Source organism: Kitasatospora sp. NPDC059973 (genome assembly GCF_042737525.1).
Taxonomy (GTDB): Bacteria; Actinomycetota; Actinomycetes; order Streptomycetales; family Streptomycetaceae; genus Kitasatospora.
Window position 1 is genome coordinate 1 of the sequence record NZ_JBHWUI010000184.1, and the last position, 15487, is coordinate 15487.

Below are 15487 nucleotides of genomic sequence, written 5' to 3' on the forward strand. Positions count from 1 at the left end.
GCCGTTGGGCCCCCCGGGGGGGGGGCCCACCATCGGCGACAGGCTCGATCCCGCCGTCGCCACCGCCCACCCGGACTCCGCCACCACCGCTCACGGGGCCCCGCGGGCACCACCACCGCACACCTCCGCCCCGGTACCGGGGTCCGGTACCGGGGCGGAGGTGGTGCCGGTGCGGAGGTCGTGCCGGGGCAGGTGCGGCGGAGGCCGGGTGCTCACGGGTCGGCAGACCGGCCCGGGGCCCTTCGGGGCAGTCCGGCGAGCGGGATCACCTCGGCGGCGGCTGGCGCCGCGGGTCGGACTCCCGTGCCCCCGACAGGTCGACGGGCGGCGGCTCGCGGTCCTTGCGGCGCTGCCCCAGGACGAAGGCGAGCATGAGGGCGATGACCAGGAGGACGCCCACGGCGATCAGCCAGAGGTGTGCGCCCGCCCCGTCCGCGGCGAGTGGAGTGGTCCGGGTGAGATCGATGACTGCCATGCGCCGCGCCTTTCCGCTGCGGGCCCGCGCAAACGGTGCGCGTCCGAGTACCGACGGGGCCGGGCGTCCGACCCAGGGGCGCGACACCCGCACCACACGCCCGGCGCCCGGGCTCCCGCCCGGCGCGGCCCTCAGCCGGCGATGGCGGCCGCCAGCCAGTCGCGGTAGTGGGTGGGCGCGAGGCGGGCCTCGGGGCCGGGAGTGAGGACGTCGCCGCGGACGGCGGCGAACAGGCCCGCCTGGTCGTCGGTGACGACGGGGCGCCCGTCGCCCTTGGCGGCCAGGGTGATCCGGCCGAGCTCGTCCAGCGTGAACCGCTCGGGGCCCGCGATGTCGAGGGTGCCGGTCAGCGGGGCCGCCGTGGCCACCTCCGCGAGGACGTCGACCACGTCGTCGGCGGCGATGGGCTGGAGGGGAGTCGCGGGCAGCCGGACGGCGCTGTCGTCCGAGGTCCACGACATGGTGGGCTCCACGAACTCGAAGAACTGCGTGGCGCGGACGATCGAGTAGGGGGTGGGGCCGCCGCGCAGCAGGTCCTCCTGGAGGGTCTTCGCCCGGTAGTAGTCGAGCTGGGGCACCTGGTCCACGCCGACGATCGACAGGGCGACCTGGTGGCGCACGCCCGCCTTGTCGCCGGCGTCGAGCAGATTGCCGACGGTGGTGCGGAAGAAGTCGAGGGACTGCTCGTCGAAGGTCGGGGAGTTGGTCACGTTGACGACCGTGTGGGCGCCGGCGACCGCCTGGTCGAGACCCTCGCCGGTGAGCAGGTCGAGGCCGGACGACCGGGACACCGCCGTCACGTGGTGGCCCTGCCGCTCAAGCACGTCGGCAAGCCGGGAGCCGATCAGGCCGGTGCCGATGACGGTGATCTTCATGGTGTGCCTTCCTTCGTGACGGGGGCTTCCCCTGGGGGCAAACCCGGATATCAGATGTCCGGGATAATACTCGGATAGTCTATGTCCGAGTCAATGTGGAGGCGACATGAAGCTGTCCGGCGGCGTCGAATGGGCGCTGCACTGCTGTGTGGTCCTGACCGCCGCCGGGGAGCCGGTACCGGCGGCCCGGCTGGCCGAGCTGCACGAGGTGTCGCCCAGCTACCTGGCCAAGCAGTTGCAGGCCCTCTCGCGGGCGGGTCTGGTGCGCTCGGTCCAGGGCAAGACCGGCGGCTACGTGATCACCAGGGCGGCTCACGAGATCACGCTGCTGGACGTCGTCCAGGCCGTCGACGGTGCCACCCCGGCGTTCGTGTGCACCGAGATACGCCGACGCGGGCCGTTCGCGACACCAGCTAAGCAGTGCACCGAGCCGTGCCCCATCGCCCGCGCGATGGGGGCCGCGGACGCCGCCTGGCGGGCCTCGCTGGCCGGGGTCACGATCGCCGACCTGGCCGCCACGGTGGAGGCCGACAACGGGCCGGACGCCCTCCCCGGGATCGGGGCCTGGCTGACCTCGGGCGCCGACCCGCGCGGACCGGCCGCACCGTAGGTCCGCGCCCTCTCCGGCCCCCGGCCCCGGCGGACCCGGCGGGCCGCGCCGCGTACGCTCGGCGCTGTGCCACGCCACCCGAGAAAGCCCCGCCGACTGGTCGCCGACGGCCGGACGTACCTGTGGTCGCTCCGCCACAGCCACCCCGAACCGGTCGGCGAGGCCTTCAGCGGCTGCCGCGAGACCCTCACCCTGCACCCGCAGCCGGCCGGCTCCGGCGGGACGCTGCGCATCGTCTTCGCCGGCGGACCCGACCGGTACGTCCCCGGCGGGTTCCCCCTGGGCTCCGGGGACGTCGGGTTCGTCCGGGGTGGCTCACTGAACCTGCACGAACCGGGCGCCGTCCGGGCCCTGCTGGACGCGGCCGCGGCCCACGGATGGCAGCGGGGAGACCGGCGAGCGGTGGAGTTCGACGGATGGTCGCTGCTGGAGGAGGCAGCCGCCGCCCGCACCGGGGAGCTCGGCCGGCCTTCGTGAGAGCCGACATGTAGGGGATCGGCGGCAGCCACCCGTCGGGCGCGCGCACGAAGCCGAGGGACGCCGGCCTCCGTGCGGACGCGGAGCTGGTCGTCGAAGGTCGGGGCATCGTCCTGGCACCAGGCGCAGCCGCGTGCCGCGAGACGGCCGAGGACCGTCTCGTACGTCACGGGGCCGGCGGCCTCGGGCTCACCGATGGCCAGGCGCGAGGGAAGGCGGAACCGCCCTTCGGTGTCCACCGGGTCGAGTCCGAGAGCTCCCCTGGGGACCGCCCCGGACCTCCAGGCTGCCGCCCCTGTGACCGGCCCCTCACCCGGTGGTCGGCCCCCGGACCGGTCGAGGCCCGTCCCGCCGCCCGACAGCCGATCGGCCTCTCCACCGGTCATGCCGGGCCGGATCCCGGCGGTCTCGCCGGGATCCGGCCGCGATGGAGACGATCAGGTCGGGAACGGTGCCGTGCCCAGGGTCCAGGAGGCCACCGGCGCGGCCGCTCGCGCCCACGGCCCGGGCCGACGGTGCTGTGGGCTCGTCACCCCTCGGGCGGTGCCGTGAGGCCGGGCCGGCGGTCCGGCCTCGGTCGGGGGAGCCGCTGCCCGCCTCGGCGTACCGCCCTTCGCAGGGGGATTCCCCGGTCGTCGCCCGACAGCCGCTCCCCGGATCGCGGCTCGGCCTCCTCCTCGGCCGAGCCCCGGAGGGCGCGCGGCGGGCCCGACCGGCGCCGGCGACCGGTCGGCGCCCCGGCAGTGCTGGTCGACTCGGGGCGGGTCTGCTCAGGGCTGGTCAGCTCAAGGCCGGTCGCCCCGGAGCCGGACGGCTCAAGGCCGGTCGCCCCGGAGCCGGACGGCTCAAGGCCGGTCGCCGAGTCGGAGGTGGGTGGTGAGGTGGCGGCGGCCACCGGTCAGGGCCTCGGCGACGACCGCGAGGGCGGTCAGCGCGGCGAGCGCCGCGGCCGGGAGGAGCAGGGGCGCCGCCGTGGGGCGCAGCCTAGTCGGCACCGGGGCGCCGACCAGGGTGGACAGGTCGACGGCCGGCCCGAGCACGGCGACGGCGGTAAGCGCGGCCAGGGCGCCGCCGGCCGCGGCCAGCAGGGTCTGCGGCAGCGTCTCGGCGAGGACGAGCGCGAGGCCCTGCCGGGAGCGCAGGCCCATGGTGCGCAGCCGGGCCAGCAGGGCGGCCCGGTCGGGGGCGGCGCGCAGCAGTGTGAGCAGGACGGCGAGCAGGGTGAAGGCGCCCGCGGCGGCCTGGGCCTGGCCGAACAGGCGGCCCGCCGCGTGCTGGAGGGGGTCCTGGGCGAGGTCGGCGGCGACGGCGGCGCTGGTCCGGGTGACGTAGCCGCTGCGCAGCGCGTCGGGGTCGTTGCCGACCACGGCGGTGGCGGCGGTCGGCCCGGGCGGCGGCGGGGCGCCGGGGTCGGCGAGGGAGGAGGCCGGCAGCGCGCGGACCAGACCGGCCAGGGCCGGCTCGTCGATCCGGCCGAGCGCGAACCAGTCGGTGATGCGGGCGAGTTCCGGCAGCACGGCGCTCGCGGCGGGGGTGGGCAGGACGATGAAGGGGCGGGTGGCGCCGGGCAGGGCGGGGGTCGCGTCGACCGTGCCGGCGTGGGCTGTGAGGACTTCGCCGCCGCTGGGCAGTCGCAGCCGGTGGCCGCCGGGGCCGAGGTGGCGGGCGAGGTCGGCGCTGAACAGGGCGGGGACGGTCGGCGCCCCTGGGTCCGCCGCGGCCGAAGCGTCGAGCGCCGCCGGGTCGAAGGTGCCCGCCCCGACGGCCCTGGCGATCCGCGCGTAGGCCCGGGGTTCGGCGACCACCAGGGTGACCTGGGTGGCCTCCGGGTCGACACCCGCGCGCACGCCCGGGACCGCCTCCAGCAGGAACGCCTCGCTCTCCAGCCGCACGGCGGTGGCGGCCGTGACTCCCGGCAGCGCTGCGGCGGCCGCGGCGAACCCGGGCGGCAGGGTCATCCCGGCCGGCGCCGCCACCGAGGCGTCCGCCCCGACCACGAGCTTCGCGGCCTGCTCCCGGGCGAGCCCGACGCCCGCCAGCACGCTAGCGCCGAAGCCGGCGGTGGTGACCGCGAGCACGAGGGCCAGGAGTGGCAGGACGGAGGGCCGCGACCGCCGGCCGCCCCGGCCACCGGAGCCCCGGGCGGCGCGGGCCAGGCCCAGGAACGCCACCGTGCCGGAGGACCGGGCGGCCGCCCGGGCCAGGCCGCCCGCGAGGACGGGCAGCAGGCGTGCCAGCAGTAGCGCCGCGGTGAGGGCGATCAGCAGCGGGGCCGCCACCAGCAGCAGGTCGGGGCCCGCGTCCGGTGTGGCGACGCCACGGCGCCGGACACCCGACACCGCCGCCACCGTCAGGGCGAGGACGAGGAGTTCGGCGATCAGCCGGCCCCGGCGCGCGGCCCTGCCGGAGCCCTCGGCCGGCGGCAGCGCGGCCCGGACCGGGACGGCGAGCAGGGCGAGGGCGGTGGTGACCAGCGCGGCGGCCACCGCCGCCGCCCAGCGCGGCGTGGGCCACAGCCAGAGCGCCGACGCGGTGGCCGCGACGGCCGCCGGCAGGACGGTGACCGCGCCCTCCCCGCAGAGCCGCAGCAGGAGCCCGGTACCGGACCCGCCCCGGGCCCTCAGCAGCCGCAGTTCCGCGCCGCGCCGGTCGGTGGTGAGCGCGGTGGCCAGGGCCAGCACCACCCCCGCGACCCCCGCCACGGCGGCCGGCCCGATCAGGGCCGTCGGCGCGACCGCGGCCTGCCGCGCCACCGCCCGGTCGAGGTGGCCGGGCAGCCGGGACGTCGTCGACAGGTCGGAGCGGCCGGTGGCGGCGAGCAGTGCGGTGGCCGTCGGCCCGGTGAGGAACGCGGCGACATCATGCCTGACCCCGTCCAGCCGGTCGGCCCGCAGCACGCCGGTGTCCACCGGAAGCCGCCAGAAGTCACGCGTGTTGCGCCCCCAGCGCCCGAGGGCGCCCAGGTCGTCGCCCCCGATCACCGCGGCGGTGTGCCAGCTCCGGATGTTGGGGTCGCTGAGCGAGCGTTCCAGACAGGCCCGGCCCGTGCACGGCAGGTCGGCCCAGTACGGCTCGGCCGGGTCGGTGACGGTGTAGAGGCCGGTCACCCGCACCCGCTGCGGGGGCACCGAGTCGTCGTCGAGGACCGCACCGAGCCGGATCCCGATCGTCTCCGCCGCACCGCGGGCCACCGCGATCGGGATCGGCTCGCCCTTGCTCCCGCCGGACGGCCAGGCGCCGGCGACCAGGGTGGTGTGCTCGGTGAAGCCGTGGAGGTAGCGCAGGTGCAGGGTCGGCGGGGAGTGCCCGTCCGGGCGGTCCAGGCCGGGGGTGGTCAGCGCGTGGCGCAGCAGGGCCTCGGCACCGAACACCGGTCCCGACGGCGCCACCGGGAGGCCGGCCCCGGCCCGGGCGACCAGCTGGGCCGCCACCGCCTCCAGCTCCGCCTCCGTCCCGCCGCCCTCCGGGGAGCGAGCGGTGCTGAGCAGGCTCGTCTCCAGCGGGCCCCGGTCGTGCAGGAAGTCCCGCAGCGCCGCGTCCGCGCCGCGGTCCAGCACTCTCGGGATCGCCGCCGCCAGGAACACCAGCACGAAGGCCAGTCCGGCGGTGAGCAGCGCCGCCCAGGGGCCGGTGCGCAGCCTCGTCCGCACCCACCGGGCCGGCCGGTGGGCACCGGCGGTCACCGGGCGGGCGGGACGGGCCGGGCTCGCCGGCCGGGTGGGGTCGGAGCTGGTCACGGGAACCTCCGTCGGGGCAGGACGGCGGTCACCGACGGTCCGTCACGCAGTAGCGGCCGATGGTGCCAGAACAGCGCCCGGGACCGGAAGGTTCCCGGGCGAAGCATGGACCGAAGAGGCACCTCCGGCACGGCCGAACGGGCACTCCGGCCGGCCGCCCCGGAGGAGCGACGCGCCCGGTTCAGCGGATCCGGTCGTAGACGAGGGCCAGCGTGCCGTGCTCCCCCGCGGTCTGGCTGACGAGCGCCCACTCGGCGGCGGGCAGGCCGTCGTCGAACAGGCGCGGTCCGTCGCCGAGGAAGACCGGGAAGACGGTGAGCGCCAGCCGGTCGACCTCGTCGGCCGCCAGCAGTGCCTTGATGACGCTCGCGCTGGAGAGCACCAGGATGTCGCCGCCCCCGGCGGCCCTGAGGCCGGCGACCACCTCGGCGGTCGGCCGGTCGACGACCGTCGTCCGCTCCCACGGCGCCCCGCCGGGGGCGGACTCGCCGAGGGTGCCGGAGAGGACCACCTTGTCGGCGTCGACGAGCCACTTCGCGAAGCCCTCGTCGCGCGGGTCGACGCCCGGCATGCCGATGACGGTGGGCCAGAAGCCGAGGAACCCCTCGGCGTTGACCCGTCCGAGCAGGGCGGTCGTCGCGGGCTCCCAGAGGCCGGTCAGGTGGTCGCGGGCGACGTCGGTGTGGGCGTAGGGCATCACCCAGCTCATGTCCCGGGGGTCGCGCCGGGCGTAGCGGCCGTCGAGGGAGAGGCTCATGTTGGTGACGACCCGGCGGCTTGCGGTCTGCTCGGTCATTGCGTACTCCTCGTGTCGTTGTGGTCAGTGGTCAGTGGCTGTCGTCGGTGGCTGTCGCCGTCGGCGGCCGTGAGGGCCGCCGCGAGCTTGTCGAGGCTCTGGCCGAAGCCGGTCTCGATCCCGGCGACGAAGTCCGCCGAGTCGACGGTGCTGTCGGTGATCCGCCAGTGGACGTCGAGCTCGGTGCCCGTACCGGTGCCCGGGTCCGTGCCGGTCGGCCGGAGGCCGAGCTCGACGTGGGCGGTGAAGGCGGTGCCGCCGCCGGGGAGCAGCGGGGACAGCCGGTAGGCGAGGCGCTCGCCCGGGCGGACGTCCTCGACGACTCCCTCCGCTCGGCCGGCGACCGGGTCGGAGCCGTCGGTGTCCTCGATGTCGCGGTACTCCTGGACGATCCGGCCGCCCGGCCGGGCCTCGAAGACGAGCTCGGAGACCCGGAGGTCGTCGGGCGTCCACCAGCGGGCGAGCAGGGTGGCTTCGACCAGGTGGCGCCAGACCAGGTCCGGGCGCCCCGGCAGCTCGCGGTGGAACCGGAACGAGCGGCCGTCGGCCCACCCTGCCTCTCCCGCCGCGCGCCGCTCCGCGTGGACGCCGAGCCCGTAGCGCTCGTGGGTCTCGCCCGGGCCGCCGGGCCGCTCCGCACTGTCGGCGAGCCGGGCGAGCTCGGCCGCCAGCTCCCGCAGGGGGCCGGAACGGAGCGCGTAGACACGCCGCTGGCCGATGCGCTCGGAGGTGACGACACCGGCACGCTCAAGGGCTTGCAGGTGCTTGGTCGTCTGCGGCTGGCGCGCCTCGGCGAGCCGGGCGAGCACCCCGACCGGGCGGGGCCGCTCGGCCAGCAGGCTCACGAGGCGCCAGCGCGCCGGATCGGCCAGTGCGGCGAGGAGTGCGTCCATGAGGAGAAGTATTCGCCACAAAGAATATTCGTGTCAAGGAATGTCTCCGGACGCACCTCCCCGCGACGGCCGGCCGTCGGAGCCGCGAGCGGGCACGCTCCAGGTCCTACGGTCGGGCGAGGACCGGACCACCACGGGCAGGCGCCGAGGCGCCGCCGGGAACGGAGTGTGACCCCATGGACATCCCCCCGAACGCCGCCGAGACCCGCCAGGACCGCTACGACCGCGGCCTGGAGACGCTCACCCGGATCGACGGCGAGGCCGGCCGGCGGGTGGTCGACGCGCTGGCCGACATCAGCCCCGAACTCGCCCACCAGATCGTGGCCTGGGGGTTCGGTGAGATCTACCGGCGCCCCGGGCTGGCGCCGCGCGACCGGCAGTTGGTGACCCTGGGGATGCTCACCGCGCTCGGCGGCTGCGAGTCCCAGCTCGACGTCCACGTCAACGCCTCCCTCAACGTCGGCCTCACCCCCGAGGAGATCGTCGAGGCCCTGCTGCACTCCGCCGGCTACTGCGGCTTCCCCAGGGCCCTCAACGCCACCTTCGTCGCCAAGAAGGTCTTCGCCGAACGCGGCCTCCTGCCGGTCACGGGCGACTGAGGCCGGACCGCGGCGGGCGACGGACCGGCCCCGGCGCGGGAGCCGCCGACCCGCCGGGCCCGCACCGCCGACAGCCTGCGCCACCATGAGCAGAGCGCGAGGGCCGGGAACACCACCCGCACCCGGCCGTGCGTTCGTCCGGGGCGGGTGGCACGGTCGCCGACGGTGCCCGGACTCCCCGGTGTCGGCCGGGGTCTCCGGGGAAGGCGGCGACACGCGGCGCCCGTCGAACGCGTCCCCGGCCGCACCGGAGGAAGGATGGGAGCTTCGGGCCGCCCCAGGTGCCCGGCCCACGGCCGAGCCGCCCCCGGACGCCCCCCGGACGAGAGGAAGCCCATGCAGATCGCCGTCACCACCCCGACCGGCAACGTCGGCCGCCACGTCGTCGCCACGCTGATCCGGGCCGGCGTCCGGCCGCGCGTCCTGCTGCGCGAACCCGGCCGGCTGGCTCCCGAGATCAGGGGCGAGGTGGACGCCGTCCGGGTCGACCAGTTCGACCCCGAGGCGGTGGCGGCCGCCACCGAGGGCGTCGACGCGCTGTACTGGGTGGACCCGACCACCGGCGGCGAGGACCCGCTCGCCGACTACGCCCGCGCCACCGCCGCCGTGGTCCGTGCCGTCACCGGCAACCGGATCGGCCGGGTGGTCTTCCAGAGCAGTGTCGGCGCCGAGAAGCGGCACGGCGCCGGCGAGATCGACGGCCTGGCGGGGACCGAGACCGCCCTGGACGGCCTAGGGGTCGACGTCACCCATCTGAGGTGCGGCTACTTCTTCACCAATCTCGAACTCCAGCTCGACGCCCTCCGGGCGGGCACGCTCCAGGTAGTCCTCCCCCTCGATCAGCCCATGGCCTGGGTGGCACCGCGCGACATCGCCGAGGTGGCCGCGACGCGGCTGCTCTCCCCCGCCTGGTCCGGGCGGTGCGTGCGGGCGGTGCACGGACCGGCGGACCTGACCTGGCGGCAGGTGGCCGGAATCCTCACCGCCGCGACCGGCCGGCGGATCGGCGTCGAGCGGATCACCGACGACGCCATGCGCGCCGCGCTCAGGCGGTCCGGGATGACCGAGGGGCTGGTGGAGGCCGTGCTCGGCATGTCGACCGGCCTCCGTGCGGACTTCACGCCCGAACAGCGCCGCAGCGTCCGGACCACCACGCCGACCACGCTCGCCGCCTGGGCCTACGACCACCTCCGGCACCGGCTCGCCGACGGCTCCTGAGCGCGGCCCGCGCGGGGAGCGGGCGGAGGAACCACGGGCGGCTCCGGAGCCGGCGCGTCACCCGGCGAGGAGCTCCCCGACGAGCCGGCGGGCGTACCCGGCGTCGAGGCCGGCCGGGCGGAAGAGGATGCGGTACATCATCGGGGCCACCACGCGGTCCATCACCGTCTCGACCTCGGGGGCGGGCTCCCCGCGGTCGGCCGCCCGGGCCAGCACGACGTCGACCTGTTCGGCCGCGTAGGTCGAGCACTGGCCGGCGTTGCTGCCGTCCGGGTCGCCGAGCAGGGCGTCGCGGATGTAGGCACGTCCCGACGGGGACGCCATCTCGTCGAGGAACTGCTCGGCCCAGGCCGTCAAGTCGGACCGCAGGTCGCCGTGGTCCGCCGGCTCCGCGTCGGGCCGCAGCCGCTCCACCGCGACGTCCGACAGCAGCTCCTGCAGATCTCCCCAGCGGCGGTAGACCGTCGAGGGGGTGACGCCCGCCCGCTGGGCGACCAGCGGAACCGTCAGCCCGTCGCGGCCCACCTCGGCGAGGAGTTCACGCACAGCGGTGTGCACCGACGCCTGGACCCGGGCGCTGCGACCGCCGGGGCGCACCATCTGCTTGCGACTCATGGGACCAGCTTAAAGCACAGTCCTTGCGTTTAGGGGGCGCCCACCCCGGTACCGACCGGCGCCGGCACGGGGGCCGGCCGCGACTGCTCGTAGGCGTGGCCGACCCGCAGGAGGAGGCGCTCCCCGAGGGGCCGGCCGAGCAGCTGCATCCCGATCGGCAGGCCCGCCGCGTCGTGGCCGACCGGGACGGTCAGCGCCGGCACCCCGGTGATGTTGGCGGGGGCGCTGAGGCGCACCAGGGCGTCGGCGACGCCCTCGGACGTGCCGTCCGACCAGGTCAACGTCGTCTGGCCGGCCCGCACCGCGGTCGTCGGGACCGTCGGGGCGGCGATCACGTCGACCCCGGCCAGCACGCGGGCCCACTCCTCCCGCATCAGGGTCCGGGAGCGCTGCGCCCGCAGGTAGTCCCCGGCGGTCATCAGCTCGCCGGCCTCCAGGAGGACCCGGACGTCCGCCTGGTACAGCTCGGGCACCGTCCGCAGGGTGCGCTCGTGGTACGCGCTGGCCTCCGGTGCCACCAGCCCCCAGAGGGTCGCCCGGATGTAGCGGGCCATCGGGATCCCGACGTCGACGAGCTCCGCGCCGAGGTCCGCCAGGTGCCCGACGGCGCGCCGGACGGCGGTCTCGACCTCCGGGTCGAGGTGGTCGAAGTAGTAGTCGCGCGGCACGCCGACCCGCAGCCCCGTCAGGTCGGTGCCCGGGCCGGGCCGGTGGTCCACGGCGGCGGCGGCCAGCGAGGCGGGGTCGCGCGGGTCGTGACCGGCCAGCGCCGTCAGGACGACGGCCGCGTCCTCGACGGTGCGGGTGATCGGACCGACGTGGTCCAGCGACCAGGACAGCGAGGTGACGCCGTGCCGGGGGACGAGGCCGTAGGTCGGCTTGAGACCGACGACGCCGTTGAGTGCGGCCGGCACCCGGATCGAGCCGCCGGTGTCGGTGCCCAGCGCGAAGGCCGCCGCCCCCGAGGCGACGGCGACCGCGGAGCCGCCGCTGGACCCGCCGGCGACCCGGCCGTGGTCCCGAGCGTTGCGGGTCTGCGGGGTGGTCAGGCCGTAGGCGAACTCGTGGGTGTGCGTCTTGCCGAGGAGGATCGCGCCGGCCGCCGTCAGCCGGGCGGCGACCGTGCTGTCGGCCTGCGCGCGGTGGCCCTCGCGGACCCGGGAGCTGGCCGTGGTCGCGGTGCCCGCGACGTCGATCAGGTCCTTGAGGCCCATCGGGATGCCGTGCAGCGCCCCCCGGAAGCGGCCGTGCGCCGCTTCGTGCTCGGCCTCGCGCGCCGCACCGCGCGCCTGCTCCGCGAGGACCGAGACATAGGCGTTGAGCTGCGGTTCCACCTGTTCGATGCGGTCGAGCACCGAGCCGACCAGCTCCACGGGAGACAGCCGCCGGGCCCGGATCTCGTCGGCCGCGGCGGCGACGGTGAGCTCATACGGCTGCATCGGACAGCTCCGTTCCCGCGCGGTAGGCGATCGCGGGCGGGGTGTCCCCGAAGTCCAGCTCCCGCAGGACCGCGACGACGGCGTGGAGCTGGTCGGCGGTGACCGCGACCGGTCCGTGCCGGTCGTCGGGCAACGGAAGGCCCGCCCGAGCGGCCCAGCGGGCCGCCTCCTGCGGCGTCAGTTCGGCGGCAGACATGGGTGTCCTCTCCTCGTCGGGACGGGAGCCGCGAAGCACTCCCGACGCAAAAGCTAACAGTTTGCTTTAGCCGAGCGTAGGTTCTACGGTCAGCTAAAGCAAATCAATTGCTTTTACGGCGAAGGAGCCTGGACATCACCGGCCGGCTCTGGCGCGGTGAACGGGTCGACCACCGGGGCGCCCACCTCCGGGTCGAGGGCGCCCGGTTGACCCGGCTGCCCGAGCCCGTCCCCGAGGTGTACTTCGGCGGTTCCTCCCCCGAGGCCGCCGAGGTCGCCGCCCGCCACGCCGACGTCTACCTCACCTGGGGCGAGCCGCCCGCCATGGTGGCCGGGAAGATCCGGCGCATCCGCGCGCTCGCCGCCGGGCACGGCCGCAGTCCGCGGTTCGGCATCCGGCTCCACGTCATCACCCGGGACACCCCGGAGGCGGCGTGGGCGGAGGCCGGGCGCCTGCTCGCCGGGATGGACCCGGCGCGCATCGCCGCCACCCGGGAGGCGCTCGCCCGCAGCGAGTCCGAGGGGCAGCGGCGGATGCGCCTGCTGCACGGCGGCTCGACCGACCGGCTGGAGATCGCGCCCAACCTCTGGGCCGGGATCGGCCTGGTGCGCGGCGGCGCGGGCACCGCCCTGGTCGGCGGCCATCACGAGGTGGCCGACCGGATCGAGGAGTACCACCGGCTGGGCATCGACGAGTTCGTCCTCCCGGGGGCGCCGCACCTGGAGGAGGCGTACTGGGTCGGCGAGAACGTCCTGCCGCTCCTCACCGACCGGGGGCTCTGGAAGCGCGGGGGCTGACGCGGCCGGGCCCGGGCACCGGGCGGTGCCCGGGCCCGGTGGCGTCACGCCCAGGGGTTGAAGGGGATGCCGCCGGGCTTGGAGGCGTTGAGCAGGTTGCGGAAGCGGTCGTCCTTGTCGGTGGTCTTGATGGTCGCCGAGCCGAAGTCGGCGTTGTTGAGCCGGTCGCGCAGCCAGGTGCTCGGCCAGCCGTTCCAGTCGACGATGGGCGGCTGGCGCCAGCTGTGGTAGTGGTTCTCCGGCGGCTCGTCGTTGCCGTTGGCCAGCCGGAACAGGTGGGTGAGCGCCGGCAGGCCGTCCTTGTGGTAGACGACCTTGGGGTGGCTGCCGCTGAAGCGCACCGACGAGCGCGGGTAGGTGGCCTGGCCGCCGTGCTGGGTCACGGTCAGGAACTCGACCTGGTTGGACGACTGCTTGACCCAGGAGATGACGTGCTCCCAGTCGTGGCGGTGGCCGCCCGAGCCGTTGACCGTCTGGTCCTTCTCGAAGTAGCTGGCGTACACGATCGCGCACCAGCCGTTGTTGCACGTGGACCGGGCGTAGGTCTGGGACCGGTCCAGGTCGGACTGGTCGTGGCAGTTGCCGTTGATGGCGCCGGAGGTCTTCAGACCCGGGTTGAGGGTGCCGTCGGGGCCGATGGCCGACACGGCGTAGCAGCCGTCCACGTCGTAGTCGTAGGCGGGCGAGAACGAAGCCTCGTAGCCGCCGGCGCGCTGCGGCAGATTGGGCAGCGAGTCGGCCTGGGCGGCCGGCCCGGAGAAGGTGAGCAGGAGGACACCGGCGCCGAGGACCGTCCCGACCCGGCCCCGGGTGCGGGTCGCGCGCCCGGTCGCGGAGCCCTGGGCCGTGGTGGCCGGGCCGGTCAGCGAGGAACTGTTCATGTATCCCTGTTTCGTCAGGAGTTGATGGGGCCGCCCGGCAGCTGCGGGGCGGCGCACATCGAGCATGGCCGTGATCCGCCCGGGGCGGATCCGTCCAATGACTGACGGGATGCGGAAGCCGGCGCCCCCGTGCGGGCGGGGGCGCGGCCTGACCTTCGGTCACATGACGTAGTCGGGTGCACGCCGGGAGGGCCCCCGCCCGGGGTGCCGGCGCGCGGCCCGACACCTCGGGAAGGGGCGGGCGGGCCCGCTCACCGCAGGCGCGCGTCGAAGGTCAGCGCCTCGACGAGCTCGCCGACCCGGTGCTCCGGCAGGCCCCGCGAGACGAACCAGGCGCCGACGTTGCGCACGTCGCGCTCCAGGAACGAACGGCCGCGCGGATTGGCGACGACGTCCACGATCTGCGGCACATCGATGATCACCAACCGCCCGTCGTGGACCAGGATGTTGTACGCCGAGAGGTCGCCGTGCGCGTAGCCGTCGACGGCGAGCAGCGACAGGTTGCGGCCGAGCTGCTCCCACAGGCCCTCGACGTCCACCTCCTCGGCGCGCAGCTGCGCGAGCCGGGGCGCGGCGGTGCCGCCGGCGTCGCCGACGAACTCCATCAGGATCTCCGTGCCCAGGATCTGCACGGGGTACGGGACGGCCACGCCGGCCGACCAGAGCCGGCACAGCGCCGTGAACTCGGCGGCGGCCCACTGGCCGGCGATGGCCTCCTTGCCGAACGCGGTGCGCTTGGCCATGGCCCGGGCGATCCGGGACTCCTTGTGCTGGCGGCCCTCCAGGTAGCCGGAGTCGCGGTGGAACATCCGGTGCTGGGCGTCGCGGTAGCGCTTGGCCGCCATCAGCGTGCGCCGGTCGGTCCCGGGCACGCCGCGCTCCAGGAGGAAGACGTCGGCCTCCTTGCCGGTCTTGACCAGCCCGAGTTCGGTGTCCACGGCCGCGAGTTCGGTCACCACCCAGGCAGGGCGCGGCGCGGGGCCCTTCTCGGTGGGGGTGGACTGGTCCCAGGTGGACCAGCGATCGCCCTCGGCGGGACCGTCGGCGACCGGCGTCGAGCCGTCGTCGTAGCTGCCGTCGGGGGTGTCGTCGTCGGTGACGTACGCGTCGGCGAAGTCGTCGGCGCTGTCCGCGCCGTGGGTGTCGTGCGGGTGGCCCGCGGGCTCGAAGGCCTCGAAGTGGTAGGCCACCTCGGGCTCGAAGTCGCCGTCCCGCTCGGACCGGCGGCCGCGACGGGGTGCGCCCTTGGGGCGGATACGGGAGAAGGAATCGTTGTCGGCAAAGCGCTCACGCACTGCGGTGGCTCCTGGGGAACGGCCCACCGATGCGCCAGTCGTGAGGCGTCGTCAGCCGGTGGGCGAATGACGAGAGGAAGAGGCGTCTGGCGCGCGCACGAGGGCGCGCCGCATCACGGCGGCAACCATTGGTACGCACCTCCTCTGCTTCTCCACGTCGGTCCTCGCGCCACGGCACGAGAGCGCCGCGGCGACGCCACGGCGACACCGCGGCGGGAACGGTGAAAGCTTAGCGACTACCAAGATCGGCGCAACCGAATTCTTTTCGCTGCGCGGTGCGGCACCGGGATGAGGACCGGGACCGGACCGCCCGACATGCCGCGCACGGCCCAAGGTCGCCGACCGGCGGCCGACGGCGCGGAACAATGCCGGAGGTCGCACGAGACTGGAGGTCAAATCATGGACAGCACCGCGCAGTTCCGCGCCTGGGACGTCCGCGAGTCGGGCCCGGCCGACGCCCCGCACCGGGTCCTGCTGCTGCCCGGCGGGCTGTGCGGCGCGGCGTTCTACGAGGACGTGATGGCCGCCCCGCCGCTCGCCGGCGCGCCGGTCCGGCTGGTGGCGGCGACCGTCCCGGGCCACGC

At 75.7% G+C, this 15487-nt stretch carries 14 protein-coding genes and 2 pseudogenes; 6 read left to right on the top strand and 10 right to left on the bottom strand.

Annotated elements, in window-relative coordinates:
• Positions 1-265: 265 nt before the first annotated feature.
• Both ACFWA9_RS33315 and ACFWA9_RS33320 read right to left on the bottom strand, forming a co-directional pair.
• Positions 266-475: a DUF6479 family protein gene (locus ACFWA9_RS33315; RefSeq protein ID WP_352290224.1), complete on the bottom strand. Its 210-nt coding sequence runs from the start codon at positions 473-475 to the stop codon at positions 266-268.
• 131 nt (positions 476-606) lie between these two features.
• Positions 607-1350, bottom strand: coding sequence for an SDR family oxidoreductase (locus tag ACFWA9_RS33320; protein ID WP_380392278.1), 744 nt, complete (start codon positions 1348-1350; stop codon positions 607-609).
• Between the two features lie 106 nt (positions 1351-1456).
• On the opposite strand from ACFWA9_RS33320, the gene ACFWA9_RS33325 reads away from it, so the two are divergent.
• A complete protein-coding gene (locus ACFWA9_RS33325) occupies positions 1457-1960 on the top strand; it encodes an RrF2 family transcriptional regulator (RefSeq protein WP_380392281.1) in 504 nt (167 codons plus the stop codon).
• A gap of 66 nt (positions 1961-2026) precedes the next feature.
• Complete coding sequence (locus ACFWA9_RS33330; RefSeq protein WP_380392283.1) at positions 2027-2437, top strand: hypothetical protein; 411 nt, start codon at positions 2027-2029, stop codon at positions 2435-2437.
• An 845-nt stretch (positions 2438-3282) separates the two neighbouring features.
• Here ACFWA9_RS33330 and ACFWA9_RS33335 read toward each other — a convergent pair.
• The 3 genes from ACFWA9_RS33335 to ACFWA9_RS33345 all read right to left on the bottom strand — a co-directional run bounded on the left by ACFWA9_RS33335 (position 3283) and on the right by ACFWA9_RS33345 (position 7863).
• Entirely contained in the window at positions 3283-6174 is a 2892-nt protein-coding gene (locus tag ACFWA9_RS33335; RefSeq protein WP_380392285.1) for a hypothetical protein, read from the bottom strand.
• A gap of 181 nt (positions 6175-6355) precedes the next feature.
• Complete coding sequence (locus ACFWA9_RS33340) at positions 6356-6970, bottom strand: dihydrofolate reductase family protein (protein ID WP_352290216.1); 615 nt, start codon at positions 6968-6970, stop codon at positions 6356-6358.
• Positions 6967-7863, bottom strand: a complete 897-nt coding sequence (locus tag ACFWA9_RS33345; protein ID WP_380392287.1) for a metalloregulator ArsR/SmtB family transcription factor — start codon at positions 7861-7863, stop codon at positions 6967-6969. Before ACFWA9_RS33345 ends, ACFWA9_RS33340 begins: the two co-directional genes overlap by 4 nt.
• Positions 7864-8039: 176 nt before the next feature.
• On the opposite strand from ACFWA9_RS33345, the gene ACFWA9_RS33350 reads away from it, so the two are divergent.
• Both ACFWA9_RS33350 and ACFWA9_RS33355 read left to right on the top strand, forming a co-directional pair.
• Positions 8040-8462: a carboxymuconolactone decarboxylase family protein gene (locus ACFWA9_RS33350; RefSeq protein ID WP_329491587.1), complete on the top strand. Its 423-nt coding sequence runs from the start codon at positions 8040-8042 to the stop codon at positions 8460-8462.
• A gap of 336 nt (positions 8463-8798) precedes the next feature.
• Positions 8799-9680 (top strand): NAD(P)H-binding protein, encoded by an 882-nt coding sequence (locus tag ACFWA9_RS33355; RefSeq protein ID WP_380392290.1) that lies wholly within the window; start codon positions 8799-8801, stop codon positions 9678-9680.
• A 57-nt stretch (positions 9681-9737) separates the two neighbouring features.
• Here the strand turns inward: ACFWA9_RS33355 and ACFWA9_RS33360 are convergent, their stop codons facing one another.
• The 3 genes from ACFWA9_RS33360 to ACFWA9_RS33370 are packed head-to-tail and all read right to left on the bottom strand — an operon-like array spanning position 9738 to position 11930.
• Positions 9738-10295 carry a TetR/AcrR family transcriptional regulator gene (locus ACFWA9_RS33360; RefSeq protein ID WP_380392293.1) on the bottom strand — a complete coding sequence of 186 codons (558 nt, stop codon included), beginning with the start codon at positions 10293-10295 and terminating at the stop codon, positions 9738-9740.
• A gap of 29 nt (positions 10296-10324) precedes the next feature.
• Complete coding sequence (locus ACFWA9_RS33365) at positions 10325-11734, bottom strand: amidase (RefSeq protein ID WP_380392295.1); 1410 nt, start codon at positions 11732-11734, stop codon at positions 10325-10327.
• Complete coding sequence (locus ACFWA9_RS33370; protein ID WP_380392298.1) at positions 11721-11930, bottom strand: hypothetical protein; 210 nt, start codon at positions 11928-11930, stop codon at positions 11721-11723. Before ACFWA9_RS33370 ends, ACFWA9_RS33365 begins: the two co-directional genes overlap by 14 nt.
• Before the next feature lie 128 nt (positions 11931-12058).
• Between ACFWA9_RS33370 and ACFWA9_RS33375 the strand changes: the two are divergent.
• Positions 12059-12727: pseudogene (locus tag ACFWA9_RS33375) on the top strand (LLM class flavin-dependent oxidoreductase); the annotation flags it as partial.
• 44 nt (positions 12728-12771) lie between these two features.
• On the opposite strand, the gene ACFWA9_RS33380 reads toward ACFWA9_RS33375, so the two are convergent.
• Positions 12772-13608: an NPP1 family protein gene (locus ACFWA9_RS33380; protein WP_380392300.1), complete on the bottom strand. Its 837-nt coding sequence runs from the start codon at positions 13606-13608 to the stop codon at positions 12772-12774.
• A gap of 251 nt (positions 13609-13859) precedes the next feature.
• On the bottom strand, positions 13860-14903 hold the full coding sequence (locus tag ACFWA9_RS33385) for a serine protein kinase RIO (protein WP_380392303.1): 1044 nt from the start codon (positions 14901-14903) through the stop codon (positions 13860-13862).
• A gap of 399 nt (positions 14904-15302) precedes the next feature.
• Here ACFWA9_RS33385 and ACFWA9_RS33390 point away from each other — a divergent pair.
• A pseudogene (locus ACFWA9_RS33390) lies at positions 15303-15487 on the top strand (hypothetical protein); the annotation flags it as partial.